The sequence below is a fragment of the Actinopolymorpha pittospori genome, assembly GCF_014873875.1.
GTDB classification, from domain to species: Bacteria; Actinomycetota; Actinomycetes; order Propionibacteriales; family Actinopolymorphaceae; genus Actinopolymorpha; species Actinopolymorpha pittospori.
Genome location: NZ_JADBEM010000001.1, coordinates 8126838 through 8150742, shown reverse-complemented (window position 1 = coordinate 8150742; position 23905 = coordinate 8126838). Strand labels below are relative to the sequence as shown.

General features: G+C 70.2%; 25 protein-coding genes. 17 read left to right on the top strand and 8 right to left on the bottom strand.

What is annotated here, in order from left to right; translation table 11 throughout:
• Positions 1 to 9 precede the first annotated feature (9 nt).
• Positions 10 to 1053, bottom strand: a complete 1044-nt coding sequence (locus HEB94_RS37905; RefSeq protein WP_192754299.1) for an alpha-hydroxy acid oxidase — start codon at positions 1051 to 1053, stop codon at positions 10 to 12.
• A 377-nt stretch (positions 1054 to 1430) separates the two neighbouring features.
• Between HEB94_RS37905 and HEB94_RS37900 the strand changes: the two genes are divergently transcribed.
• Together HEB94_RS37900 and fabI are read left to right on the top strand one after the other, a co-directional pair.
• Positions 1431 to 2135, top strand: coding sequence for a 3-oxoacyl-ACP reductase FabG (locus tag HEB94_RS37900; RefSeq protein WP_192754298.1), 705 nt, complete (start codon positions 1431 to 1433; stop codon positions 2133 to 2135).
• Positions 2136 to 2137: 2 nt separating this feature from the next.
• Complete coding sequence (gene fabI, locus HEB94_RS37895) at positions 2138 to 2908, top strand: enoyl-ACP reductase FabI (protein WP_192754297.1); 771 nt, start codon at positions 2138 to 2140, stop codon at positions 2906 to 2908.
• Between the two features lie 54 nt (positions 2909 to 2962).
• On the opposite strand, the gene HEB94_RS37890 is transcribed toward fabI, so the two are convergent.
• Positions 2963 to 3889, bottom strand: a complete 927-nt coding sequence (locus HEB94_RS37890) for an SDR family NAD(P)-dependent oxidoreductase (RefSeq protein ID WP_192754296.1) — start codon at positions 3887 to 3889, stop codon at positions 2963 to 2965.
• Positions 3890 to 3990: 101 nt separating this feature from the next.
• Between HEB94_RS37890 and HEB94_RS37885 the strand changes: the two genes are divergently transcribed.
• Together HEB94_RS37885 and HEB94_RS37880 are read left to right on the top strand one after the other, a co-directional pair.
• Positions 3991 to 4863 (top strand): helix-turn-helix domain-containing protein, encoded by an 873-nt coding sequence (locus HEB94_RS37885; protein WP_192754295.1) that lies wholly within the window; start codon positions 3991 to 3993, stop codon positions 4861 to 4863.
• 145 nt (positions 4864 to 5008) lie between these two features.
• Positions 5009 to 7714: a VPS10 domain-containing protein gene (locus HEB94_RS37880; RefSeq protein WP_192754294.1), complete on the top strand. Its 2706-nt coding sequence runs from the start codon at positions 5009 to 5011 to the stop codon at positions 7712 to 7714.
• 50 nt (positions 7715 to 7764) lie between these two features.
• On the opposite strand, the gene HEB94_RS37875 is transcribed toward HEB94_RS37880, so the two are convergent.
• The 4 genes from HEB94_RS37875 to HEB94_RS37860 all read right to left on the bottom strand — a co-directional run bounded on the left by HEB94_RS37875 (position 7765) and on the right by HEB94_RS37860 (position 11549).
• Positions 7765 to 8925, bottom strand: coding sequence for an RtcB family protein (locus HEB94_RS37875; RefSeq protein ID WP_192754293.1), 1161 nt, complete (start codon positions 8923 to 8925; stop codon positions 7765 to 7767).
• 37 nt (positions 8926 to 8962) lie between these two features.
• Positions 8963 to 9586, bottom strand: a complete 624-nt coding sequence (locus HEB94_RS37870) for an SGNH/GDSL hydrolase family protein (RefSeq protein ID WP_337918192.1) — start codon at positions 9584 to 9586, stop codon at positions 8963 to 8965.
• Between the two features lie 131 nt (positions 9587 to 9717).
• Positions 9718 to 10830, bottom strand: coding sequence for an S-adenosylmethionine:tRNA ribosyltransferase-isomerase (locus HEB94_RS37865; RefSeq protein WP_192754292.1), 1113 nt, complete (start codon positions 10828 to 10830; stop codon positions 9718 to 9720).
• Complete coding sequence (locus tag HEB94_RS37860) at positions 10827 to 11549, bottom strand: SDR family NAD(P)-dependent oxidoreductase (protein WP_192754291.1); 723 nt, start codon at positions 11547 to 11549, stop codon at positions 10827 to 10829. The genes HEB94_RS37865 and HEB94_RS37860 overlap by 4 nt, the downstream gene beginning before the upstream one ends.
• Positions 11550 to 11736: 187 nt before the next feature.
• Here HEB94_RS37860 and HEB94_RS37855 point away from each other — a divergent pair, with 187 nt between their 5' ends.
• The 7 genes from HEB94_RS37855 to HEB94_RS37825 all read left to right on the top strand — a co-directional run bounded on the left by HEB94_RS37855 (position 11737) and on the right by HEB94_RS37825 (position 17164).
• Positions 11737 to 12888: a GAF domain-containing sensor histidine kinase gene (locus tag HEB94_RS37855; RefSeq protein WP_192754290.1), complete on the top strand. Its 1152-nt coding sequence runs from the start codon at positions 11737 to 11739 to the stop codon at positions 12886 to 12888.
• Positions 12881 to 13585, top strand: a complete 705-nt coding sequence (locus HEB94_RS37850) for a response regulator transcription factor (protein ID WP_337918191.1) — start codon at positions 12881 to 12883, stop codon at positions 13583 to 13585. The genes HEB94_RS37855 and HEB94_RS37850 overlap by 8 nt, the downstream gene beginning before the upstream one ends.
• 146 nt (positions 13586 to 13731) lie before the next feature.
• Positions 13732 to 13995, top strand: a complete 264-nt coding sequence (locus HEB94_RS37845; RefSeq protein WP_192754289.1) for a phosphoribosyl-ATP diphosphatase — start codon at positions 13732 to 13734, stop codon at positions 13993 to 13995.
• A gap of 69 nt (positions 13996 to 14064) precedes the next feature.
• On the top strand, positions 14065 to 14910 hold the full coding sequence (hisG, locus tag HEB94_RS37840; RefSeq protein ID WP_192756922.1) for an ATP phosphoribosyltransferase: 846 nt from the start codon (positions 14065 to 14067) through the stop codon (positions 14908 to 14910).
• An 11-nt stretch (positions 14911 to 14921) separates the two neighbouring features.
• A complete protein-coding gene (locus HEB94_RS37835; protein WP_202896768.1) occupies positions 14922 to 15431 on the top strand; it encodes a PH domain-containing protein in 510 nt (169 codons plus the stop codon).
• Between the two features lie 133 nt (positions 15432 to 15564).
• The gene (locus HEB94_RS37830) at positions 15565 to 15717 is read left to right on the top strand and encodes a hypothetical protein (protein WP_192754288.1); all 153 of its coding nucleotides are present in this window, start codon (positions 15565 to 15567) and stop codon (positions 15715 to 15717) included.
• Positions 15718 to 15751: 34 nt separating this feature from the next.
• Complete coding sequence (locus HEB94_RS37825) at positions 15752 to 17164, top strand: glycosyltransferase family 39 protein (RefSeq protein ID WP_192754287.1); 1413 nt, start codon at positions 15752 to 15754, stop codon at positions 17162 to 17164.
• A 60-nt stretch (positions 17165 to 17224) separates the two neighbouring features.
• On the opposite strand, the gene map is transcribed toward HEB94_RS37825, so the two are convergent.
• Positions 17225 to 18082, bottom strand: a complete 858-nt coding sequence (gene map / locus HEB94_RS37820) for a type I methionyl aminopeptidase (RefSeq protein WP_192754286.1) — start codon at positions 18080 to 18082, stop codon at positions 17225 to 17227.
• Between the two features lie 80 nt (positions 18083 to 18162).
• On the opposite strand from map, the gene HEB94_RS37815 reads away from it, so the two are divergent.
• Together HEB94_RS37815 and HEB94_RS37810 are read left to right on the top strand one after the other, a co-directional pair.
• Positions 18163 to 18366 (top strand): SPOR domain-containing protein, encoded by a 204-nt coding sequence (locus tag HEB94_RS37815; RefSeq protein WP_192754285.1) that lies wholly within the window; start codon positions 18163 to 18165, stop codon positions 18364 to 18366.
• A gap of 173 nt (positions 18367 to 18539) precedes the next feature.
• Positions 18540 to 19154, top strand: coding sequence for a hypothetical protein (locus HEB94_RS37810; RefSeq protein ID WP_192754284.1), 615 nt, complete (start codon positions 18540 to 18542; stop codon positions 19152 to 19154).
• Between the two features lie 183 nt (positions 19155 to 19337).
• Here HEB94_RS37810 and HEB94_RS37805 read toward each other — a convergent pair whose 3' ends face one another.
• Complete coding sequence (locus tag HEB94_RS37805; protein ID WP_192754283.1) at positions 19338 to 19976, bottom strand: hypothetical protein; 639 nt, start codon at positions 19974 to 19976, stop codon at positions 19338 to 19340.
• Positions 19977 to 20049: 73 nt separating this feature from the next.
• Between HEB94_RS37805 and HEB94_RS37800 the strand changes: the two genes are divergently transcribed.
• From HEB94_RS37800 to HEB94_RS37785, 4 genes are all read left to right on the top strand, one after another.
• Positions 20050 to 21045 carry a TIGR03557 family F420-dependent LLM class oxidoreductase gene (locus tag HEB94_RS37800; RefSeq protein ID WP_192754282.1) on the top strand — a complete coding sequence of 332 codons (996 nt, stop codon included), beginning with the start codon at positions 20050 to 20052 and terminating at the stop codon, positions 21043 to 21045.
• Positions 21046 to 21275: 230 nt separating this feature from the next.
• Positions 21276 to 21446 carry a hypothetical protein gene (locus HEB94_RS37795; protein WP_192754281.1) on the top strand — a complete coding sequence of 57 codons (171 nt, stop codon included), beginning with the start codon at positions 21276 to 21278 and terminating at the stop codon, positions 21444 to 21446.
• 57 nt (positions 21447 to 21503) lie between these two features.
• Positions 21504 to 22973: a catalase gene (locus HEB94_RS37790; RefSeq protein WP_192754280.1), complete on the top strand. Its 1470-nt coding sequence runs from the start codon at positions 21504 to 21506 to the stop codon at positions 22971 to 22973.
• 225 nt (positions 22974 to 23198) lie between these two features.
• Positions 23199 to 23891, top strand: a complete 693-nt coding sequence (locus HEB94_RS37785; protein WP_192754279.1) for a hypothetical protein — start codon at positions 23199 to 23201, stop codon at positions 23889 to 23891.
• Positions 23892 to 23905 lie beyond the last annotated feature (14 nt).

Sequence of the window (23905 nt, the reverse complement as noted above, 5' to 3'; positions counted from 1 at the left end):
TCGGGACGCTCACGGGTGGAGGAGGTCCGGTGCCACCTCCGCGACGGTGCGGCAGCCGGCCAGCGCCATGGCCTCCTCGAGTTCGGCCCGCAGTGAGACCAGGAGGTCGTGCACCCCGGCGGCGCCTTCGGTCGCGAGGGCCCACACGGCCGGGCGGCCGACGAAGGTCGCCGTGGCGCCGAGCGCCAGCGCCCGCAGGACGTCGCGACCGGTGCGGAGGCCGCCGTCGACGTAGACCTCAACCTCCTCGGGCACCGCGGCGCGTACCTCCGCCAGCGCGGTCGCGGTCGGTACGACGCCGTCCAGTTGGCGGCCACCGTGGTTGGAGACCCAGATCGCGGCGGCGCCCGCGTCGACGCACGCGCGTGCCTCGTCCCCACGCAGGACGCCCTTGACGACGAGCGGCAGGCCGGAGATCTCTGCCAGCCAGGCGAGGTCCGCGACCGTCACGCCCGGGTCCTGCCAGACCCCCTTGTCGTCGCGGGCCTGGAGTTCGGGCACCAGCACCGGCGAGACGACGTCCGGCGGGAACGGCGTCCGCCGGGCCTTGCGCGCGACGTAGGGCGTGTCGACGGTCAGCACCAGCGCCCTCGCCCCCGCCGCGGCGGCACGCTGCACGATCGTCTCGGTGAGGCCGCGGTCGCGCAGGATGTAAAGCTGCAGCCACCAGGGTCCGGACACCTCCACCAGCTCCTCGAAGGTCACGGTGGCCCGTGTCGACAGCGTCAGCAGGGATCCCGCCCGCGCCGAACCGGCGGCCATGCCGACCTCGCCCTCGGGGTGGACGAGCCGCTGGTAGCCGGTCGGGGCGACCAGCACCGGCGCCGAGACCGGCGTGCCGAGCACCGTCGTCGAGGTGTCGACGGTCGTCACGTCGCGCAGGACGCGCGGCCGCAGGAGGAGGTCTCGCCAGGCCGCCTCGTTCGCCGCGAGGGTTTCCTCCACACCTGAGCCGGTGGCGATGTAGTCGTACACGTGCCCCGACATCGCCGACCGGGCCGCCGCTTCGAGCCTCGCTGGTCCGGTTGGCCCGAGTGACCCAAGATTCGTCATCGGGGCATTGTCGTGGACCGACCTGGTGCCGCGGCAGCCCGGCGTCCGGACCAGGTCGGCCGCCCACGCCGCCCGCCAGGTCGAGTCCACGTATCAGGGCACGGATCGAGGACGAAACGGGCGCGCCGCCGGCCGGAAGCGGTCAGCTCCGTGGTACGACGGGACGAAGGCAGCGGACCCCGGTCCGACAAGCCTCAGGACGGATGATCGACAGCACGGCTGCTAGCGTTCCGTGACCAGAGAACAGACCGGACGACGGGGCCAGAACGGGGCCGTCGACACGGCCGGACCGGATCGTAGGGCCCGGCGAACGGGCCGGACAGAGCTAAGGCCGGGTGGCAGGACCGCGCCCCCGGCACAGGACCAGGGAGGCGTTCGTGGGTCGATCGGTGCTGGTGACTGGCGGCACCCGGGGCATCGGGTTGGCGACCGCGCAGGCGTTCCGGGAGGCGGGCGACGACGTGGCCGTCACCTACCGTGGCGGCGAGCCACCGGAGGGCTTCCTCGCGGTGAAGTGCGACGTGACCGAGCCCGACACCGTCGAGGCCGCGTTCGCGGAGATCGAGGAGAAGCAGGGGCCGGTCGAGGTCCTGGTCGCCAACGCCGGCATCACCCGCGACACCCTGCTGCTGCGGATGAGCGAGGAGGACTGGTCGAGCGTCATCGAGACCAACCTCTCCGGCGCGTTCCGGGTCGCGAAGCGGGCCGCCAAGGGGATGCTGCGGCTGCGTCGCGGCCGGATCGTCCTGGTGTCGTCCGTCGTCGGACTCTTCGGCGGCGCCGGCCAGGTCAACTACGCGGCCAGCAAGGCCGGGATGGTCGGGATGGCCCGTTCGATCGCCCGTGAGCTCGGTTCGAGGGGCATTACCGCCAACGTCGTGGCACCTGGTTTTGTGGAAACCGCCCTGACCGAGGTGCTGTCGGAGGAGCTACAAAAGCAGTACCTCAAGCAGATTCCGCTGGCCAGGTACACCAGCACCGAAGAAGTGGCGCGGGTGATCCGGTGGGTGGCAAGCGATGAGGCGGCATACATCACCGGGGCCGTCATCCCGGTTGACGGCGGACTAGGGATGGGGCACTGACAATGGGCGGGATTCTCGAGGGCAAGCGCATCCTGGTCGCGGGCGTGACCATGGACTCCTCGCTCGGCTTCGCGGCGGCGAGGGTCGCACAGGAGCAGGGCGCGCAGGTCGTCATCACCAACTTCGGCCGGGCGCTGTCGATCACGCGCCGGATCGCGAAGCGGCTGCCGGTCGAGCCGGCGGTGCTCGAGCTCGACGTCACGAACGACGAACACCTCGCCGGGCTCGCCGACTCCCTGCGGGCACACGTCGACGGTCTCGACGGCGTGGTGCACTCGATCGCCTTCGCCCCGCAGGAGGCGCTCGGCGGCAACTTCCTCGACACCAGCTGGCCCGACGCGGCCACCGCGCTGCAGGTGTCGGCGTACTCGCTGAAGTCGCTGACGACGGCCGTGCTGCCGCTGCTGAGCGAGGGTTCCTCGGTCGTCGGACTCACCTTCGACGCCTCGGTGGCCTGGCCGTCCTATGACTGGATGGGCGTGGCGAAGGCCGGCCTGGAGTCGTGCGCGCGCTACCTCGCCCGTGACCTCGGTCCGAGGGGGATCCGGGTCAACCTGGTCTCGGCGGGTTACACCAAGACCATCGCGGCCGGTGGCATCCCCGGCATCGAACGGGTCGAGAACATCTGGAGCGAGCGGGCGCCGCTCGGCTGGGACACGACCGACAGCGACGCCACCGGGCGCGCGGTCGTCGCGCTCCTGTCGGACTTCTTCCCGAAGACGACGGGGGAGATCGTGCACGTCGACGGTGGCTATCACGCGATGGGCGCCTGACCCCCGGTTGTCCCCGAGCACACCCGAGTTCGCCTCCGTCGGTCTCCTGCGGACTCAGGAGACCAGACGGGAGGCGAGCTCCCACAGCCGTTCGGCGTTGCCGGGGTCCAGCGCGTAGGGCGCGACACCGCCCCTGAACCCCGCCGGCCGTTCGGTCACGACCTCGGCCTCGGCGCAGTCCTCGAAGTAGCGCCCCCCGACTCCGGCCAGGAGTGGTGAGGCGGCCAACAGCACCGACGTCGCCGCGCCCTGCGCGACGGTCTTACGGCGTTCGGGCGGTGTCTGCAGGCCGCCGGTGTGCTTCTGGAGGTTGGTGGCGATGGCTCCGGGGTTGACGGCGTTCGCCAGGATGCCGTCATCCGCCCATCGCCGGGTGGCGCCGACCGCCAGCAGCGCCGTCGCCGTCTTCGATTCGGCGTAGGCACCCACCGGGTGGTAGGGCCGGAAGCGGTAGTCGACGTCGTCGAGGACCGGCGGACCGGCCAGGTGGGCGCTGGAGCTGAGGGACACGACGCGTGCGCCGTCCGCCCGGGCGAGGGCGTCGTGCAGGCCGACGGCGAGGACGAAATGTCCCAGGAAGTTCACCGCGAACTGCATCTCCCGGCCCTCGGGGGTACGGGTAAGCTCCGGCAGCGCCATGATCCCCGCGTTGGTGACGAGCATGTGCAGCGGTCCCCGCCAGGTGCCGACGAACGCGCGGACCGAGGCCAGGTCGGCGAGGTCGATGCGACCGACACCGACCTCCTGGTTGCCGGTCGACGCCGAGATCCCGGCGGCGGTCTTCGAACCCGCGTCGACATCGCGGACGCCGAGTACGACCGTGGCACCCGCGGCGGCGAGGGCACGGGCGGTCTCGGTGCCGATGCCCGACGTGGCGCCGGTGACGAGCGCTCGGGTGCCGGACAGGTCCACCCCGGCGAGGACGTCGTCGGCGGTCGAGGCGAATCCGAACGGCGTACCAGGAACGTGAAGATCAGTCATGGATCGATCGTGCGGCCGCTCATCACCGACAGTAAGACCCTGTTGACACTAGTACTCGCGGGGGCAGGTTGCGCGTCCGGCCGCCTCCTACGCTGGGGACCATGGCGACGGGCAGCAGACTGGGCGACTACCTGCGGGTTCGCCGCGAACGTCTGCGCCCGGAGGAGGTCGGGCTGCCCCCCGGAGGCCGCCGTCGGGTGCCAGGGCTGCGCCGGGAGGAGGTCGCTCTCCTGGCCGGCATCAGCGTGGAGTACTACCTGCGCCTGGAGCAGGGCCGCGACCAGCACCCCTCCGACCAGGTCCTCGACGCCATCGCAGGGGCCATGCGACTCGATCCGGACGCGGAGACCTACCTGCGCGACCTCGCCCGCCCGGCGCGATCCGCCCGCCACCGCCCCGCCCGGTCGGAGCGGGTCAGCGCCAGCGTCCAGACCCTGATCGACAACTGGACCACCACGCCGGCGATGGTCCAGAGCCGCTACCTCACGACTCTGGCCGCGAACTCCCTGGCCGTCGCGCTCAGCCCGTACTTCGCGCCGGGCACCAACACCCTGCGAGCGGCCTTCCTCGAGCCGGAGATGCGGGAGTTCTACCGCGACTGGGGCGAAATGACCGCGAAGGCGGTGGCCTACCTGCGGTCGATCATCGGCGGCGGGCTCGACGATCCCGGGCTGGTGGAACTCGTCGGCGAACTCAGCCTGCGCAGCGAGCGGTTCCGGACGCTGTGGGCTCGCCAGGACGTCCGCCAGCAGACCAGTGGGCTCACCCGCCTCCTGCACCCGCAGGTCGGTCCGCTCGACCTCCAGTACGAGAAGCTCGCCCTGCCCGGTACGCATGGCCAGATGCTCGTCACCTACCACGCCGAGCGAGGGACGGAGTCCCATGAGCGGCTGCTCCTGCTCGCCCACCTGGCGGAGGAATCCCGGTCTGGCGAGGGCGGGACGCACCGCCAGGTTCATCGGCCGCGCATCTGACCGCCGTCCGGCCACGCCGCGGCTGGTTACGGTCGCCACCCTTGACCGGCCCGGAGGCCACTGCTTGCCTGGTCGGGCAGTCGCATGTCGCTTCCAGCTCTGGTGGGAGCCAGCCCTCGGTTCGCCTACGGCGTGAGGTTTCGACATGAATGCTGACCTGTCCGCGCGCGGACTCCCGCTGTCCCGGCGCACGCTCCTCGCGGCCACAGCGGTGGGTGCCGCGAGTGTCCTCGCCGGCCGGGAGGGCACAGCGCAGGCGTCCCCTGTCCCCACGTCCGCACCCGGGGTCGCGTCGGGCGCGGGCCCGACGCCGAGCTTTGCCTACCAGGGACCGCCTCGCTACGGGCCCACCGGAATGCCAACGTACGGCGCGTGGACGCACACGTTCCTCGGCGCGGGCGGTTACGTCACCGGGATCCACACCACGCCGGCGAACCCGGACGTCGTCTACCTCCGCAACGACGCCAGCGGGACCTACCGCAGCGACGACCGCGGCGCGTACTGGTACATGGTCGACGACGGTCAGCCGGCGCGTTCGCTGAGCGTCGACCCGCGCGACGCGCAGACGCTGGTCCTCGTCAAGCAGGACGGCATCTACCACTCGACGCGGGTGACCGCGCAGTACCGCGACCCCGACCTCACCCTCGATGATGTCTGGAGTCATCCGGTCGAACGGCGGAACTTCGCGGAGACCAACGGCACCTTCCGCGGCCGGGGGAGTGTCATCGACCGTGACCCGACGAACCCCGACGTCCTGGTCGCGGGCACTCTCGCCGACGCCGGCGGGAAACCCTGCCTGTACCGCTCGACCGACGGCGGTGCCACCTGGACGCTGCTGGCGACCAGCCCGGCCGGCATCCAGACCGCCGACGTGCACTTCGACCCGCACCACCCCGGCACGGTGTACGTCGTGTCCCAGCCGCAGGACCGCAGCTCCGGCCGGACCTTCGTACCGGGCCTGTGGCGCAGCACCGACCGGGGTGACACCTGGACCAAGCTCACGCAGGAGTACCCCTCGGAGTTCCGGTTCGATCCCGACCACGCGGACGTGCTCTACGGCTACTTCGATCCCGACATCGGCATGGGCGTGGGCCCCACGGTCAAGCGCTCCACCGACGGCGGACGGACCTGGGCGCCGTTCATGGCGGGACTGCCGCAGACCAACTTCCAGCTGATCGAGACCCGGCCCGGTGAGGTCCTGCTGTTCAGCGGCGAGCCCGACTACGGCGTGAGCATCTGGCGGCTTCCCGCCGGCGGGTCGACGTGGGAGGCCTACAGCGACGGGAACCAGAGCACGGTCGACGACGACGCCTGGTGGGAGGAGACCCGCCGGCCGACGATCGACGACGTGTCCGCGGTGGCGTTCAACCCCGCCGACCCGGACGAGTGGTACCTCACGTCCACCTACGCGACGTACCGGAGCACCGACGCCGGTCGGCAGTGGACGTACTCCAGCATGGGCCTGGAGGAGATGGTGACCATGGAGGTCGTCCAGGATCCGGCACCCGGTAGCGACCTCGTGCACGCGGCGACCGCGGACTGGATGTACTTCCGGTTGGGTGACCAGGGTGAACGCTACGAGTTCCACCGCTACCCCGACATCCACATCCTCAACACCCTCGCGGTGAGCCCGGCGGACCCGAACCGGATCTACGCCGCGTCGGCCAACTACAACACCGAGCCTCCGGTCGGCCGGATCTGCGTCAGTACCGACAAGGGCGTGACGTGGACGTCGGTCGACGCCGCGAAGGGCGGCCTGCCCGCGGTGGAGTTGAACGAGTCGCTCGCGTGGTACGAGGACTTCTACGGCCCCAGTGACGGCGACCCCAACCCGGTGTCGCCGGCGGTGATGGGTCTCGCCGTGCACCCCAAGGACGCGGAGTACGTCGTGGCGGCCATCGGGGGCACCTACGAGCAGTACACCGGCACCAGTTGGGGCGGTTTCCCGGAAGGCACCGGTCGTCAAGGAGGTGTTGGCGTCTACCGCTCGACCGATGGTGGTGCCACCTGGGCGGAACTGCCGGGTACTCTCACCGGCTCGGTTCCCGCGCAGACCTTCTCCTACAACGACCCGCTCGCGATGTCCGGCGACGGCACGATCGTCCTCGCGCCCTGGTATGACGGCCCGCTCCAGTGCTGGGACGCCCGGACCGGCGAGTGGTTCGTTCCCGAGGTCGACTTCGGTGGCGAGGCCTACCAGGTGACCGCGGACCCGAGCACCGACGGACGGTTCCTGGTCGCGATCTCCTCCGGACAGGGCGGCGCGTGGGAGACCCTGGACGGCGGTCGTACGTGGCGAAAGCTCGTCGACGCGCGGGTCAACGCGGTGGCCTACGACGCGCACCATCCGGAGCGGATCGCGGTCGCCCTCGAGGACGAACCCCACGTGCTCTACAGCGACGACCGAGGAACGACGTTCGAGGCGCTGGAGCGGATCAACGACCAGAACTTCGCGTTCAACATGGCCTTCGTGCGGGACCGGCTCGTCGTGGGGCCCGGTGGGAGCAGTTACTTCTTCACCGATCTCCCTGTCCTGGTGGACGTGGAGGTGACGTCGACGGTCCGCGGCGACGGGCACGGCCTGGTGGAGGTGGTGGTCGGCCGCAGGAACGGGTTCGACCCGACGACCTCGGTGGACGTGGCGTCGCTGCGTTTCGGGTCGGCCGACTACGCGACCGGGACACGTGGCGCGCGACCGGTGGGCCGGGGACGAGTGCGGGACGGCAGCCTCGTGCTGCGGTTCCGGGTCGACGGGACGCGTTTCCAGACCGGCGAGCAGACCGCTCGGCTGGTCGGTGAGACGCGCGACGGCACGCCGCTGCTCGGCACCACCACCGTCCACGTGAAGTGAGGTCGGGAGGACGACAACGCCGCCAGCGTGGATGCGGGACGTCGCGACCCTCAGTCGCCTTTGACGTTGACTATCTGGTGGAGGGTGTGCTGGATCTCCACCAGGTCGGCGGCGTCGGCCATCACCTGGTCGATGTCCTTGTACGCCTGGGGAATCTCGTCGAGGAACGCGGGGGTGTCGCGGTACTCGATGCCCTTCATCGCCGCCCGCAACTGCTCGCGGGTGAAGGTCTTGCGCGCCGCCCGGCGGGAGTAGGCGCGGCCGGCTCCGTGCGGTGAGGAGTTCAGCGCGACCGAATTGCCCTTCCCGGTCACGACGTAGCTCGCGGTGCCCATCGAGCCCGGGATCAACCCGGGCTTGCCCAAGGTCGCCTCGATCGCTCCTTTGCGGCTGAGCCAGACCTGCCTGCCGAAGTGTGTCTCCCGCTGGGTGAAGTTGTGGTGGCAGTTGATGCGCTCCACCTCCTCGATCGGCGTACCCATCCAACGCTCGAAGCGGTCGACCAGCCGGTCCATCATCTCCTCGCGGTTCAGCAACGCGAACTCCTGTGCCCAGCGAAGGTCCCGGATGTAGGTGTCGAACTCCTTCGTACCTTCCTGGAGGTACGCGAGGTCGGGGTCGGGCAACTGGACGTGCTGCCTGCTCAGTTGGGTCCTCGCCACGTCGATGTGCCGGGTGGCGAGCTTGTTGCCGATGCCGCGGGAGCCGGAGTGGAGGAAGAGCCAGACCCGGCGTTCCTCGTCCACACTGACCTCGATGAAGTGGTTGCCGGATCCGAGCGAACCGAGCTGCGACCGCCAGGTGCGGGACACGTCGTCGTAGTCGACCTCGGCCAGGTCCTCGAGGTGGGCGATCCGCTTGCGGGCGGTGTCGGTGAGCGCCTTGTTGTGGTGTCCCGCCGACAGGGGGACGGCACGTTCGATCGAGTGCCGTAACACCTTCCGGTCGCGGTCACCGAGGTCGTCGACGTCGAACCGCGTGCGGACGGCGATCATGCCGCACCCGATGTCGACGCCGACCGCGGCGGGGATGATCGCGCCCAACGTCGGGATCACCGAGCCGACCGTCGCCCCCTTGCCGAGGTGCGCGTCGGGCATCAGTGCCATATGCGGGTAGATGAACGGCATGCCCGCCGTCGTCTCGGCCTGCTGCCTGGTCCTCGGTTCCAGGACCGAGGCCCAGCTCAGGAGCCGTTCGCTGATCTTCTCCATGGAGACTCCCTGGCGGGCACCCGCCCGCGGCGGCGTCTCAGGTCGTCGCCTCGAGCCAGGAGCCGGCGATGAGTGCGTGTCCTTCCATGGTGGGGTGTACGCCGTCGCCCGCGAGTTCGGCGGCGTCGCGGTTTGCGGCGGCCGCCGTGACGATCGTGTCGAGTGGCACCAGGGTGGCGGCGTACTCCCGGGCCAGCCGGCGGACGACGGCGATCTTGGGGTCGAGGTCCTCCCGCCAGGAGTCCTGGCCCGGGCGGACCGGGAGCAGGAAGGGCTCGACCAGAACCAGCCGGGCGGTGAGCCGGTCCGTGGTGAGCGCGAGGATCCGCTCGTAGTCGGCGGCGAAGTCCTCGGCCGAGGTGGCGTCCGCGCGGTCGTAGCGCCGCCAGGTGTCGTTGATGCCGATCATGACCGACACCACGTCGGGGGCGAGATCCAGACAGTCGGGCTCCCAGCGGGCGCGCAGGTCGCGGACCCGGTTGCCGCTGATGCCCCGGTTGAGGAACCGGACCCCGTCTCCTGGGTGGGCCTCGGCGTAGGTGGCGGCGACCAGGCGCGGGTAGCCGCGACCGAGATCGTCGGGATCGGTGCGGTCCCGGCCGGCGTCGGTGATGCTGTCGCCGATGAAGAGCACCTTCGACTGTGGTTTCAGCACGCTCACACTCCGAACCTAGGCGGTCCGGGCCCTTGGTCGCGCGGTCGGGTCCGGGACCGGACACGCCCGCGCCGCGCGCCCTGCCAACCTGCCCTTGACAGGCCAGACCGGACATTGGTCGACGTCCGGTCTGGCCGTCAGGGCAGGAGCAGGTTGACGTCGCCGAACTCGTGCCACAGGTAGCCCGCGTCGACCGCGGCCGCGTAGCAGCGGCGGACCAGCTCCGGCCCGGCCATCGCCTCGAGCATCAGCAGGTGCGAGGCCCGTGGCTCGTGGAAGCCGGTCAGCAGCCCCGAGACGACCGAGACGCCGCGTTCGGGGGTGATCACCAGATCCGTCCATCCCTGTCCGGCGACCACCGCGCCGCCGGCGCCGGCCGACTCCAGTGCCCGGACCACCGTCGTGCCGACCGCGACGACCCGGGCGCCCCGCACGGTCGCGTCGTTCACCACGCGTGCGGTCGCCTCGGGCACCTCGAACCATTCGGCGTACGGCGGTTCGTGGAACTCCGGTGACGCCACTCCGGTGTGCAGGGTCACCGGTACGACGAGGACACCGTTCGCGACCAGCCTGGTCACGATCTCCGGAGTGAACGGACGACCCGCGCTCGGCATCTCCGCGCTGCCCGGCACGGTGGCGAAGGCGGTCTGGTAGGCGTCGAGCGGCCACGACCGCGCGACGTAGCCGTAACGGATCGGCCGGCCGTTGCGGGCGAGATAGCCGGGTACGTCGGGGAAGGTCGGTACGGCGTGCCACAGACGTCCGGAGACGTGCCGCTCCCGCAGGACGAGTGCGGCGTCCTCGGGCAGCGCGATCCGCTCGCCGGGCCGACCGCCGGGATCGGGTCTCTCGCCCCGTCGAAGCTCGACGAGCCATGTCCCGTCGGGAGCCAGGGTGGAGAAGTGGACCGATCGATCGCCCGCGCTGTCGCGGTCCAGGTCCACGGCCGCGGGGATGGTTCCGGAGCGGTTCACGACCAGGACGTCACCGGGTGCGAGCAGGTCGGCCAGGTCGGCGAACCGGTGGTGGCTCACCCGCGTCTGCTTCCCGTCCTGTGCGCCGAGCAGCAGGCGCACGCCGTCCCGGGTCAGGCCGCGTGCCTCCGGTGGTTCGTGTGCCTCGAGCTCGGGCGGGAGCACGAAGTCGAGCGAGGGCCCGGGAAGCTCGCCCGGCTGCCCGGCCGCCCGGGGAAGGGCGGCCTCGCGCGGGTGCTGGAGTGCGGAACGCGGGTGCTGGGTGGTCAGGGTCATGCCGGGGCTCCCGTCAGGATGTCGGCGGCGCGGTGGCGGCCGCTCGCGGGGCGTTCGGCGGCGAGCCGTCGGAACGCCGCTGCCACCGTGTCGGGCAGGGGGCGGTCGGAGATGTCCTCGCCAGGGAAGGCGTCCTGGTGCATCTCGGTGCGGAGGTCGCCTGGATCGACCCACCAGACGCGCACGTCCTCGCCGGACTCGGCGAGCTCGACGGAGAGGACCCGCGACCACTGCTCCAGCGCGGCCTTGGCCGAGCCGTACCCACCCCAGCCGGCGTAGGCCTCGACCGCGGCGTCACTGGTCACGTTGACGATCGCGCCGTGGTGGCGCCGGAGCGACGGGAGGGCGAGCTGGGTCAGGCTGAGCGGCGCCACGACACCGATCTCGAGGATCTCGCGGTACGCCGCGGCGCCGAGGACGGACAGTCCGGGCAGTGGGCTCGGCCCGAGAATGCCCGCGTTGTTGACCAGAAGGTCGAGGCCGCCGAGGTCGTCGGCGGCCGCCACCAGGTCGGCGCGGTGGTCTGCGTCGGCGACGGAACCCGCCAGGGCGATGATCTGCTGCCGCGAGCCGGCACGGGACCTGAGTTCGGCTTCGGCGTCCCGCAGCGGTGCGGCGTTTCGGGCGTCGACGACGAGAGACCAGCCGTGGTCGGCGAGGTCGGCGGCGACGGCGAGTCCGAGGCCGCGCGAGGCGCCGGTGACGATGGCGACGGGCATAAGTTCCTCCCAGGCTGTGAAGGTGAAGCTCCTGCGTCGATGTGATCGAACGTAGTGACGCGAGCTCTCTCGGCCATCGGTCCGCCGCTCGGTGGCGCCTCCGCCCTTAGGCCTAGGTCCCGCTACCGAGTGAGGTCCGGCCGAACGGCAGGTCCCGTGCCGGCCGCGAACGGGTAGCGTTCGGTGGATGGCCCAGCCTGATCCCACGGTCTGCCGAGACGATCTCGACGCGCTGTCCCGCGCCCTGCTCGCCGTCACCGAGCAGACCGCCACGCGCGAGGTCATGCAGATGATCGTGGAGTCGGCACGCACCCTGGTCCGGTCCGACTACTCCGCCCTCGGGCTCCCCGACGAACGCGGTCGGTTCGCGGAGTTCTACGCCAGCGGGGTGAGCGACGAGCAGTGGCGTGAGATCGGCCCGGTGCCCCGCGCGCACGGGCTGCTGAGCGTGATGATGCGGGAGGCGGCGCCCTACCGCACGTCCGACGTCAAGACCGACGAGCGGTTCTCCGGCTGGCCCTCGGCACATCCAGACATGCGGGGCTTTCTCGGCGTCCCGATCGTCGACCGGGGCGAGATCCTCGGCGCGGTCTACGTCGCCAACGGGCCGGACGCGCCGGAGTTCAGCGCCGACGACGAACGCCTCCTCGGCATCCTCGCCGCACACGCGGCGATCGCGTTGACCCGCGCGCGGATGTTCGAACGCGACCGCGAACTCACTCTCGCCGAGGAGCGCTCCCGGATCGCCCGGGACCTGCACGACGCCGTCGCGCAGAAGCTCTTCAGTCTCCGGCTCACCGTGGGTGCCGCCGAAGCCCTGGCCCTGAAGGGCGATCCCGAACGCGCACGGGAGCAGTTCACCCGGGTGAAGGAACTCGCCGGGTCCGCCCTCGACGAACTCCGCGCGGTCGTCACCGAACTCCGGCCACCCGCCGTGCGCGAGGACGGGCTCGTCCCCGCCCTGCGCAAGCACGTCGCGGTCATCTCTCGTGCCCACACGGTCGCCGTGCGTTTCGACTCCGACTGCGACGGCCGGTGCGAACTCGGGAGCGCGGTGGAGGACGCGGTCTTCCGGGTCGCGCAGGAGGCGCTCCACAACGCGCTCCGGCACGCCGATGCCACCACCGTCGACATCACCCTGCGGACTCCGGAGGAGGCGGTCGTGCTCGAGGTCGCCGACGACGGCAAGGGGTTCGTCGCCGATCCCGCCAAGGCCGGCGGGCACCACCTCGGGATCACCTCGATGCGGGAGCGGGCCCGGCAGGCCGGTGGCCGGTTGCGGGTGGAGTCGGACACGGGCGCGGGAACGACGATCAGGTTGGAGATCCCGCGTGACTGACAGCGTGACCGACGGTGGGGTGGACGAGGTGGCAGCACACGTGGCGGACGGACGCGAGACCAACGAGCGCAGCGGTCCGATCCGGGTGCTCGTGGTCGACGACCACCAGGTGGTCCGGCACGGGCTGCGGACGTTCCTGGACATCCAGGACGACATCGAGGTCGTGGGCGAGGCCGGTGACGGTGAGGCGGCGGTGGCCAGGGTCGAGGAGTTGCGGCCCGACGTGATGTTGCTCGACCTGCAACTGCCGGGCATCGACGGCGTGGAGGCACTGCGCATCCTTCGTGACCGCGGCACCACGACGCGGGTGCTCGTCCTCACGTCGTTCACCGAGCCGGCCACGGTCGTTCCCGCGCTGCGCGCCGGTGCCGCGGGTTACCTCTTCAAGGACGTGGACCCGGACGCGCTGGCCCAGGCGATCCGCGCCGTCCACTCCGGTCAGATCCTGCTCGAGCCGGAGGTCGCCGGAGCGTTGCTGCGCGGCGAGAACGCCGACGAACGTACCGACGCGCTCACCGACCGTGAACGCGAGGTTCTGGTCGAGATCGCCCATGGCCGCTCAAACCGGGAGATCGCACGCGCACTGGTGCTGTCGGAGAAGACCGTGAAGACGCACGTGTCCTCGATCCTCGCGAAGCTCAACCTGGCCGACCGGACCCAGGCCGCGTTGTACGCCGTGCGTTCCGGCCTCGCCTGAGCCCGCGGCCAGGCCTTTCGCCGTTGGCGCCGCGGCCCGGGAGGGGTGGATCAGCTACTCACCCAACGATCCTCGTTCGTGGCACAGGCCCTAGTCTTGAGCCCGTCCACGCACCATCGAACTTCGATCCCAGGAACCCAACCCGCATGAAGACGTTCGAGGAGTTGTTTGCCGAGCTGGCCGCGAAGGCCGTGACGCGTCCGGAGGGCTCGGGCACCGTCGCGGAGCTGGACGCGGGCGTCCATGCCATCGGCAAGAAGCTCGTCGAGGAGGCGGCCGAGGCATGGATGGCGGCCGAACACGAGTCACGGGAACGGGCCGCCGAGGAGATCTCCCAGTTGCTCTACCACGCCCAGGTGCTGATGCTCGCTTGCGATCTCGACCTCGACGACGTGTACGCGCATCTGTAAGGGTGAGTGACCCTCACCCCTGATCGACGTACGAATCCCGTCCAGGCTGAGGAAATGAGTCGAAACCCAATGTTGCGTGTCGCCATTCCGAACAAGGGTGCTCTCGCCGAACCCGCCACCCAGATGTTGCGCGAGGCCGGTTATCGCCAGCGCGGCAGCTCCAAAGAACTGGTCCTGATCGATCCCGAGAACCAGATCGAGTTCTACTACCTGCGCCCGAAGGACATCGCGATCTACGTCGGTGAGGGCACTCTCGACGTCGGCGTCACCGGTCGCGACCTGCTGCTCGACGCCGGGGCGCCGGCGAAGGAGCTTCTCACCCTCGGCTTCGCCCGCTCGACGTTCCGGCTCGCGAGCAGGCCGGGCACGGCGGCATCCGTTGCCGACCTCGAGGGCATGCGGGTGGCCACGTCCTACACCGGTCTGGTCACGAAGTACCTCGCCGACCACAACGTCAACGCGCACGTGACCCACCTGGACGGCGCCGTCGAGACGGCCATCCAGCTCGGGGTGGCCGACGTGATCGCCGACGTGGTGGAGACCGGCGCGACGCTGCGGCAGGCGGGCCTGGTCCTGTTCGGGGACCCGATCCTTCAGTCCGAGGCGGTCCTCGTCAAGCGGGACGGCACCGCCGACCCCGCCGGGCTCGAGCTGCTGCTCCGTCGGTTGCAGGGCGTTCTGGTCGCGCGCGACTACGTGTTGATGGACTTCGACATCGCCGCGGACCGGGTGGACGAGGCGTCGGCGATCGCGCCCGGACTCGAAGGGCCGACCGTGTCGCCGCTGCATCGGGCCGGCTGGGTCGCGGTGCGCGTGATGGTGCCCCGGAAGGACGCCCAGCGATTGATGGACGAGCTGTGGGAGATCGGGGCTCGTGCCATTCTGGTGACGAGTATCCACGCCTGCCGACTCTGATCGGTGCGTCCATGTCATCACGTGAGCCCGGGTCCGCTCCCGAGCCGACCGGCCCCGCCGAGTCTGCCGGCGTGCCGGCGCTGCCGCACACCTGGCGGCCCCGCCTGGGTCCGGCCGTCGCCGTCGTGATGGGGGTGGTGCTCGCCGCCGCGGCCGCCGCGATGTGGATCGCCTTTCCCGCTGAGGTGCGCGCCCAGTTCAACCTGCTCCAGACGGTGACACTGCTCCTCGTGTTGCTCGCCATCCTGTTCGGCCTGCAAAGGGTCGCCCGGATGCGGGTCTGCGCCGACGAGCGGGGACTCACCGTGGTCAACCTGACCAGGACCCGCACGTTGGAATGGGCCCAGGTCGTACGGGTCGGCCTGCGCTCGGGTGATCCCTGGGTCCAACTCGATCTTGACGACGGCACGACCGTGTCGGTGATGGCGATCCAGTCCGCCGACGGGCCGCGTGCCCGTGCCGCGGTTCGGGAGCTGGCACGGCTCGTCGCCGTTCAGACCCGCACCACTCGCGACGACTGACGGAGAACGCTCGCACACCCCTCGCAGCGACCGCGCGGGGCGTGGGCGTCCGGCTGTCCGCATCCTGGTCGGCACTTGCGTTCGAACACGCGTTCGATAGTCTTTTGTTCATTGGGCATGGGGAGGTCATCTGGTGAGCGAGCGATTCGTCGTACGACAGACCGACTATGGTTACGGCATCTGGGACGCGGACAACGACGACTGGTGGATTCCACGCCTCGACATGACGAGGCGTGACGCCGAGCAGATCGTCTCCGAACTACGCCGCGGACAGTCCCAGATCTGACCGCGGGGCCGCGGGCGTCTGAGGGGGTGTGGGTGTGGCGCAGGTCGTCTCGACCGTGTCGCCCACGCCGCCCCCGACCCGCAGCCCACGCAGGCGCAGCCCGGCCGCCGTCGCGGCTCTTGCGCTTCCGGTGCTCTGCGCGCTCGTTCTCCATCTCTGGCGGATCGGGACTCCGGCACTCTGGCTGGACGAGGCGGCGACCGCACAGGACACCGACCGCTCACTCGGCAGCCTGATCGACTTCCTCTCCCATCGAGACGCCGGCCTCGGCGCCTACTATCTCCTGCTGCACGGGTGGACCCGTCTCGGCGAGGGTGAGGCCTGGCTACGGTTGCCGTCGGCGCTCGCGATGGTCGCGGCGGTGGCGCTGGTCGCCGACCTCGCCCGCCGCTGGTGGGGCAACTCCAGTGCCGTCGCGAGCGGCCTCCTGCTCGCCCTCTCACCGATGGCTTCGCGGTACGCACAGGAGGCCCGGCCCTACGCGCTGGCGTTGTTCCTCGCGGTCGCGGCGGTCTGGTGTCTGTGGCGCGCCGGCACGCGCCCTGGTCGGGTCGGCTGGGTTGGCCGAGTCGGCTGGATCGGCTACGCCGTGGCGGTCGCCCTGCTCGGTGTCGTCCACGTCTTCGCGCTGCTCACGCTCGTGGCGCATCCCCTCCTGGTGGCCGCCCGGCGTGCCGACGGAGCCGGCGGGACACGGCCGTGGAAGGCCTGGCTCATCGCCGTGGCCGCCGGCCTCGTCGCGCCGGCGTTGGTGGGAGCCGCGGCGTTCCGACAGCGTGCGACCATCTCCTGGATCGAGCCCCCGAGCCTGTCCACGCTTGGCGATGCCTTCACCGCGATGGCCGGAACGACCGCCTTCCTGGTGCTGCTCGCAACGCTCGCGGTGCTCGGCCTGCGCCGCGATCGGCTGAGCGTCGCGCTGGTCGCGTGGTTCGGCCTACCTCCGCTTCTTCTCGCGATCCTCGGCCTGCTGACTCCGGCGTTCCTGCCGCGTTACCTGCTCGTGTGCGCGCCGGCGCTGGCCCTGCTGGCGGGCGCGGCGTTCCGGCGCTTCGGCTCCTGGCAGGCCGGACTCGTCGGCCTGCTCGCCCTCGCGGTCGCCTGGGTACCGCTCACGCAGATGCGCGGGCCGGCCGGCCATGGTCCGGACTACCGTTCGGCGGCGCGGATGATCGCCGCCGACTGCCGTGCGGACGACGCCGTCCAGGAGACGCTGGACACCGTGCGCGCGCTGCGCTATTACCTCCGGGACGGCTCCTGCCAGCCGCGACGCGTGAGCGGCGCCCTGCCGGCAAGCGTCCACCGCGTCTGGGTGCTGCAGCCGGACTGGCAGCGGACGAAGCCGTCCGGCGTGACCGGGCTGCGCCAGCTCCGCACGCAGACCTTCGCGGGTCTGCGAGTGAGCCTGTGGACGCGCGCACGCACCGGTGCGCCCGGGTCTGGCTGACCAACCGGCTCACGGGCCGCATGAACGGGACGGCGTCCGCGTACCGCGGCGCCCGGCCGCTCAGGCGGCGTCGACGAGGGTCAGGATCTCCGCACCGGAGTCGGTCACCAGGATCGTGTGCTCGAACTGCGCCGAGGCTCGGCGATCCTTGGTCAGCACGGTCCAGCCGTCCTCCCACATGTCCCACTCGTGGGTGCCGAGGGTGAGCATCGGCTCGATGGTGAACGTCATGCCGGCCTCGATCACCGTGTCGAAGCGTGGCTCGTCGTAGTGCGGAATGATCAGGCCGGAGTGGAACGACGTACCGATGCCGTGTCCGGTGAACTCCTCCACCACGCCGTACCCGAAGCGCTTGGCGTACGACGCGATCACCCGGCCGATCACGTTGACCTCACGACCGGGGCGTACGGCCTTGATGCCGCGCATCATCGCCTCGTGCGTGCGCTCGACCAGCAGCCGGCGGTCCTCCGCGACCTCGCCCGCGAGGAAGGTGGCGTTGGTGTCGCCGTGCACCCCGCCGATGAAGGCGGTGATGTCGATGTTGACGAGGTCGCCGTCCTCCAGCGGCCGCGCGTCGGGGATGCCGTGACAGATGACCTCGTTGACCGAGGTGCACAGCGACTTCGGGAAGCCGCGATAACCGAGGGTGGAGGGATAGGCGCCGGCGTCGGTGAGGAACTCGTGCCCGATCCGGTCGAGTTCGTCCGTGGTCACCCCGGGCGCCACGTGCCGGCCGACCTCCTGCAGGGCCTGCGCCGCGAGCCGCCCCGCGCCCCGCATCCGGGCGATCGTGTCAGCGTCCTTGACCTCGGTCCCGGTGAACCTGGACGGACCAGGCTTGTCGACGTACTCCGGACGCTCGATGGTGTGCGGAACCTTGCGGCGGGGGGAGATGGTCGCCGGAACGAGAGTGCCCATGATTCCCGGATTCTACGGTGCGACCCGCGCGGCGCCGTCAGGAGTTGCCGCGGCCGCCGTGCTGGGGAAAGCTCATGGGCATGAGCATGGAGCAGCCGGAATGGTTCTTTTGTCTCCGTCATCACACGGTCGAGCCGCGGGAGGGCTGTAAGGCCGCGGACCGGCTCGGCCCCTACCCGAGCCGGGCCGAAGCCGAACGCGCCCTCGACAAGGTCGCCGAGCGCAACGAAACGTGGGACCACGACCCGCGGTGGTCCGACGATGAGGACGAAGCCAGTCGCTGACGTGGACCGGCGCGTGGGCGCAGGCCGCCGTCGTGCGGCGGCCCGCAGGCCCGTGCACCGGTGAGCACGGTGACGCGTGGGTGTGGTGACGTGCCAGCAGTCACGCCTCCACACCCAGGCAGCGCGGCTACCGCTTCCGCGTGGACCGCCGGGGCGAGGGACGAGCCATTGCCATGGTGGAGTCCACCATCGCCATCGCCGTGTCCACCAACGCCGGCCGGGTCCGCCGGCCCGCCGTCAGCTTCCGCGCGGTCTTCCGGGCGGTGGTCTTCTTCGCGGTCGTCCGCTTGGCGGTCGACTTCTTCGCCGTCGTGCGCTTCGCCGCGGCCTTCTTGGCGGGGGCGCGCTTGGCGGTCGACTTCTTGGTCGGAGCGCGCTTGGCGGCCTTCTTCGCCGTCCGCTTCGCGGTGGTCTTCTTGGCGGCCGCCTTCTTGGTGGTCTTCTTGGCGGCCGCCTTCTTGGTGGTCTTCTTCGCCGCCGCCTTCTTGGTGGTCTTCTTGGCGGCTCTCTTCGCGGTCGCGCGCTTCGCGGGGGTCTTCTTGGCCGTGGCGCGCTTCGCGGTGGTCCTCTTGGCCGTGGCGCGCTTGGCGGTCGTCCGCTTCGCGGTGGTTCGCTTGGCGGTCGTCCGCTTCGCCGTCGTCCTTTTTCCAGCCACAGCCTTCGTGGCCTTTCGAGCGACCTTCTTCGCGGTCTTTTTTGCTGCTGATGTCACTGATGTGGGCACCGCACTGCCTCCCTCTGCGGGGACATCCGGTATTTACCGGACCGTTGCTGTGGCAAGGACGTAGCCCCGCCATCTCAGTGGATCTTGCGACATTCGGCGGTCTCGTAAACCCTTGACAGCGAAGCATTTCCTTGATCAGTGCGGGGTTTGGCGGATTTCTCTGGTCGGGCAATTCTTCGAGCCGGGGCGAATTAGTGACAACTATTCAATCGAGGAATTCAGGACCAAGACAGCCCACTCGGGCGCTTCAGGCATCCGGCCCGGAGATGGCGTCGAGCAGTCGGGCGAGCCTGGATCGCAATCCTTTCGGCATCCCTGGCTCGGCTTCCGCGGCCGCGAGGCTCAGCAGGTGTTGTGCTCCCTCGAAGGAGATCGCCGGACCGGCGGCCGGGTGCTCGACCAGAGGATCGGTCCGTGCGGCATTGCCTGCCGGAACCACTCCGGTGTCGACGGAGAGGACCTCGTGCGCGATGCCCGCGAGTTCTGTGTGACCCGTGTCGAGAGCGAAGATGGTCGCCCCGCCGCGGCGTACGTCGTGGACGCGCTCGAGCAGCGCTTCCGGTGCCGTCTCCGCCACCACGAGCACTGACTCGCCGCGCTTGGCGGTCGACAGGCGCTCGAGCCCGACCGCGAGTTGGCTTGGCGCACCGCGTGGTGGATCCCAGCGCACCAGGGTCGGAGACATCTCGGGGAGCCCGGCGAAGCGGGCCTCGTCATCGAGATGGGCGGTGAGATGCCAGGGCTCGGCGGCGGGTGGACCGATCAGGAGCAGGCCACCCGGGGTCCTGGTGGAGGTTCGAAGGGCGCGACCGAACGCGCGGGTGCGGTCCCACCACGCCGTGTCCGAGAGAACGTCGCGGAGCATTCTCGCCTGCTGAAGGTCCATCGCCCCTAGCGTGCCAGACTGACGGTGGCGTACACGCAGCTCTTCACAGCTGCGAAGCGAGAGGGGAGCTTGAGTGAAATACGGCTACAAGGCCTCGGCGGAGCAGTTCGGCACCCGTGAGCTTCTTGACTACGCGCTCCTGGCCGAACGACTCGGGTTCGAGATCGTCGCGGTGTCCGACCACTTCCAGCCCTGGCGCCACCACGGAGGTCACGCACCACTGGTCTTCAGCTGGCTTGGTGCGCTCGCGCACGCGTCGGAGCGTCTCACCATCGGTACGAGCGTGCTGACACCGATGCTTCGTTACCACCCGTCCGTTGTCGCCCAGGGTTTCGGCACCATCGAGAAGCTGGCGCCGGGCCGGGTCTACCTCGGCGTGGGTACCGGTGAGGCGATGAACGAGGTGCCGGCGACCGGCACCGCCTGGCCCGGCGGGAAAGAACGCCGCGCGCGCCTGGCGGAGGCCGTGACGCTGATCCGCGAGCTGTGGACGCGGGAGCGGGTGACCTTCGACGGCACCTACTACCGGACCGACAAGGCGACCGTGTACGAGCGTCCCGACGTGCTCGTGCCCATCTACCTCGCCGCCTCCGGGCCGCTGGCGGGCAAGCTCGCCGGTCGGATCGGTGACGGCGTTATCCAGACCAGCGGCAAGGCACCCGAGCTGTACGAGAGCGTGCTCGGCAAGGTCGCTGAGGGCGCGCAGGCCGCGGGCAAGGACCCGGCGAAGCTCCCGAACCAGATCGAGATCAAGGTGTCGTACGACACCGACCTGCAGGCCGCGAAGGAGGCCTGCACCTGGTGGGCCGCGCTCGGTCTGAGCCCGGAGCAGAAGCAGGGCGTCGACGACCCGTTGGAGCTCGAACGCCTGGCCGACGCCGACCCGCTCGTCGGCGCCAAGCGGTTCATCGTGTCCGACGACCCTGACGAGGTGGTCGAGAAGATCGCGCCGTACGTCGACCTGGGATTCACCGAACTCGTGTTCCACGGTCCGGGCAACGACCAGGCGCGGTTCCTCGAGCTCTTCGCCCGCGACGTACTGCCCAAACTGCGGGACCGCTTCTCCTGACCGGACTCCTCGCGGGCCTTCGGGCCCGCCCAGGCGGTCCGTCGTCGGCCGCTGTCCTCGCCACCAGGTGCGCCGACCGAGTGCTTCGGTCGGCGCATCTGCGCGTCCGGCGCCCGCACGACCGACACCCGGGTGTTTCCTCGCCACGGAGCCGTCTCACGGTCCGTGTGCGCGCGGCGGCACAACGAACTTATCTTGAGTTGTTCCAGAAAAGCTGCTTGGATGGCCGCGTGAGTTCGGCAGCACCGCACCTGTCCGCCGAGGAGGTCGCCGTGGCCGTGCGTGAGCAGGACGAGCGTCGGGTGGGCGACAACGTGTGCCCCGAGTGCCAGGTGGCATCGGCCGATCCCACCAGCCAGGCCCCCACCAGCGAAGGAGCGAGTACGCCCGAAGGCCTGTAAGACATCAGGTTCAGCGACCATCCGGACCCGTGAGCACGCAACGAAGGAGTCGAAGCCGTGACCGACACCGCCCCGTCCGCCGGCCGGCCCTCCCGGTCCACCAACGAGGCCGGCGCACCTGCGCCCAGTGACGAACACTCGCTGACACTCGGACCCAACGGCCCGATCCTGCTCCATGACCATCACTTCATCCAGCAGATGGCGAACTTCAACCGGGAGCGCATCCCCGAACGCAACGTGCATGCCAAGGGCGGCGGCGCGTTCGGTGTGCTGGAGATCACCGAGGACCTGAGCGAGTTCACCCGCGCGGCGTTGTTCCAGCCCGGCGTGCGGACCGAGATGCTGGCCCGCTTCTCCACGGTGGCAGGGGAGTTGGGCTCGGCCGACACCCAGCGCGACCCGCGCGGGTTCGCGCTGAAGTTCTACACCTCCGAAGGCAACTACGACCTGGTGGGCAACAACACGCCGGTCTTCTTCATCCGGGACCCGATGAAGTTCCCGCACTTCATCCGTTCCCAGAAACGGCTGCCGCGCCGCCACGTCCGCGACAACAACATGCAGTGGGACTTCTGGACCCGCAACCCGGAGTCGGCGCACCAGGTGACCTGGCTGATGGGCGACCGGGGCCTGCCAAGGACGTGGCGCAACATGGACGGCTTCAGCTCCCACACGTACATGTGGGTGAACGCGGCCGGTGCGCGGTTCTGGGTCAAGTACCACTTCAAGACCGACCAGGGCGTGGAGTTCCTCACCGAGTCGGAGGCGCGGACCATCCGCGGCGATGACCCGGACTACCATCTGCGCGACCTGTACGACGCTATCGAGCGCGGCGACGCCCCGAGTTGGACGCTCTCGGTGCAGGTGATGCCGTACGCCGACGCGCACGACTACCGGTTCAACCCGTTCGACCTGACCAAGGTGTGGCCGCACAGCGACTACCCGCTGATCAGGGTCGGCCGGATGACCCTGAACCGCAACCCGGAGAACTTCTTCGCCCAGATCGAGCAGGCGGCCTTCGAACCGAGCAACCTGGTGCCTGGAATCGGTGTGTCCCCGGACAAGATGCTGCTCGGCCGGATCTTCGCCTACGCCGACACCCACCGCTACCGGATCGGCGCCAACTACGCGCAGCTTCCGGTCAACCAACCCAGGGTGCCGGTCAACAGCTACGTGTTCGACGGCCCGATGGCCTACCAGCACAGCGGTGACAGCCCGGTCTACGCGCCGAACTCCTACAGCGGACCGAGCGTGCCGGACGATCCCTTCGCCGACCACGTGTGGGAGACCGACGGCGACATGGTGCGGTCGGCCTACACCCTGCGCAGGGACGACGACGACTTCGGACAGCCGGGGACCCTCGTCCGGGAGGTCATGGACGACGCGGCCCGCGAGCGGCTGGCGTCGAACATCATCGGCCACGTCTCCAACGGCGTGACGCCGGAGATCAGGGCCCGGGTCGTCGCCTACTGGCGCGGCGTGGACAAGAACCTCGGCGACAAGGTGGCCACCGGGGTCGGTGTCGAGTAGGGGCACCGACAGGACGACGGCGGGCACCCAGGTGCGGGGGTGCCCGCCGTTTCCTGTGCCCTGCGCTCGCATGGGAGCATTCACATCATCGCGTGACCTTCGCCAGGTACTCCCGTCCAGAGATCCCGGGAACCTTCGGCGTGGGTGGCTCGGGATGTCCTGGGCGGCTTGGACGCGACCGGTGAGAGAGCACGGAGTGGTCCATTGCGGTGGAGGCGGGTCCTGGTGGTGCTCACCGCGGCGGCGTTCCTCGTCAGCGCCTGCGGCGGTGGGGATGAGGAACCCGCGCGCCCCAAGGCCAGCGTGACGCCACACAAGGCGGCCAGCCCGCGGCCGGTCCTGACGCCCACTCCGGGAGGACCGACCACTCCGGCCAACTACCGCGAGTCGTGCTCGCTGCAACCGCAGATCTGCCGGGCCCGACCGGGTGCCGTACCCGTTCAACTCCGGCGTCCGCTGCACTTCCCCAGCACCGGACAGAAATGCCCCGTCACCGGCGGTCGGCGGCTACCGGACGGACTGCCCTTCGGCGGGGTCGCGGTCGGATCGGGGCCGGTGCGCGGCGTCCTCCTGCAGCACGACGCGAAGGCCGCTGTCGCCGGAACACTGCAGCTGGAGGTCCAGCCCCGGCAGGGCTGGTACGGCGGGAAGACGCTGTGGTTCTCCGCGCCGTCCTACACCGGGCCGGTGCTCCTGCGCGGCACCCGCCTGGACCAGCCCGGTGAGGTCGCCTTCGGCGCGGGTCGCCCGCATGCCCTCGCCGTGCAGATCCCGCCCGGCCGTGGCGTCAACGTCGTGGACGGCTACCGTGCGTGGACCGGTCTGACGTGGTTTCGCGAGCCGGGGTGTTACGGCATCCAGGTCGACGGTACGACCTTTTCCACCTCCATCGTCATCCAGGTTCAGTTCCGACCGTGAGTGAGCGCCACGGC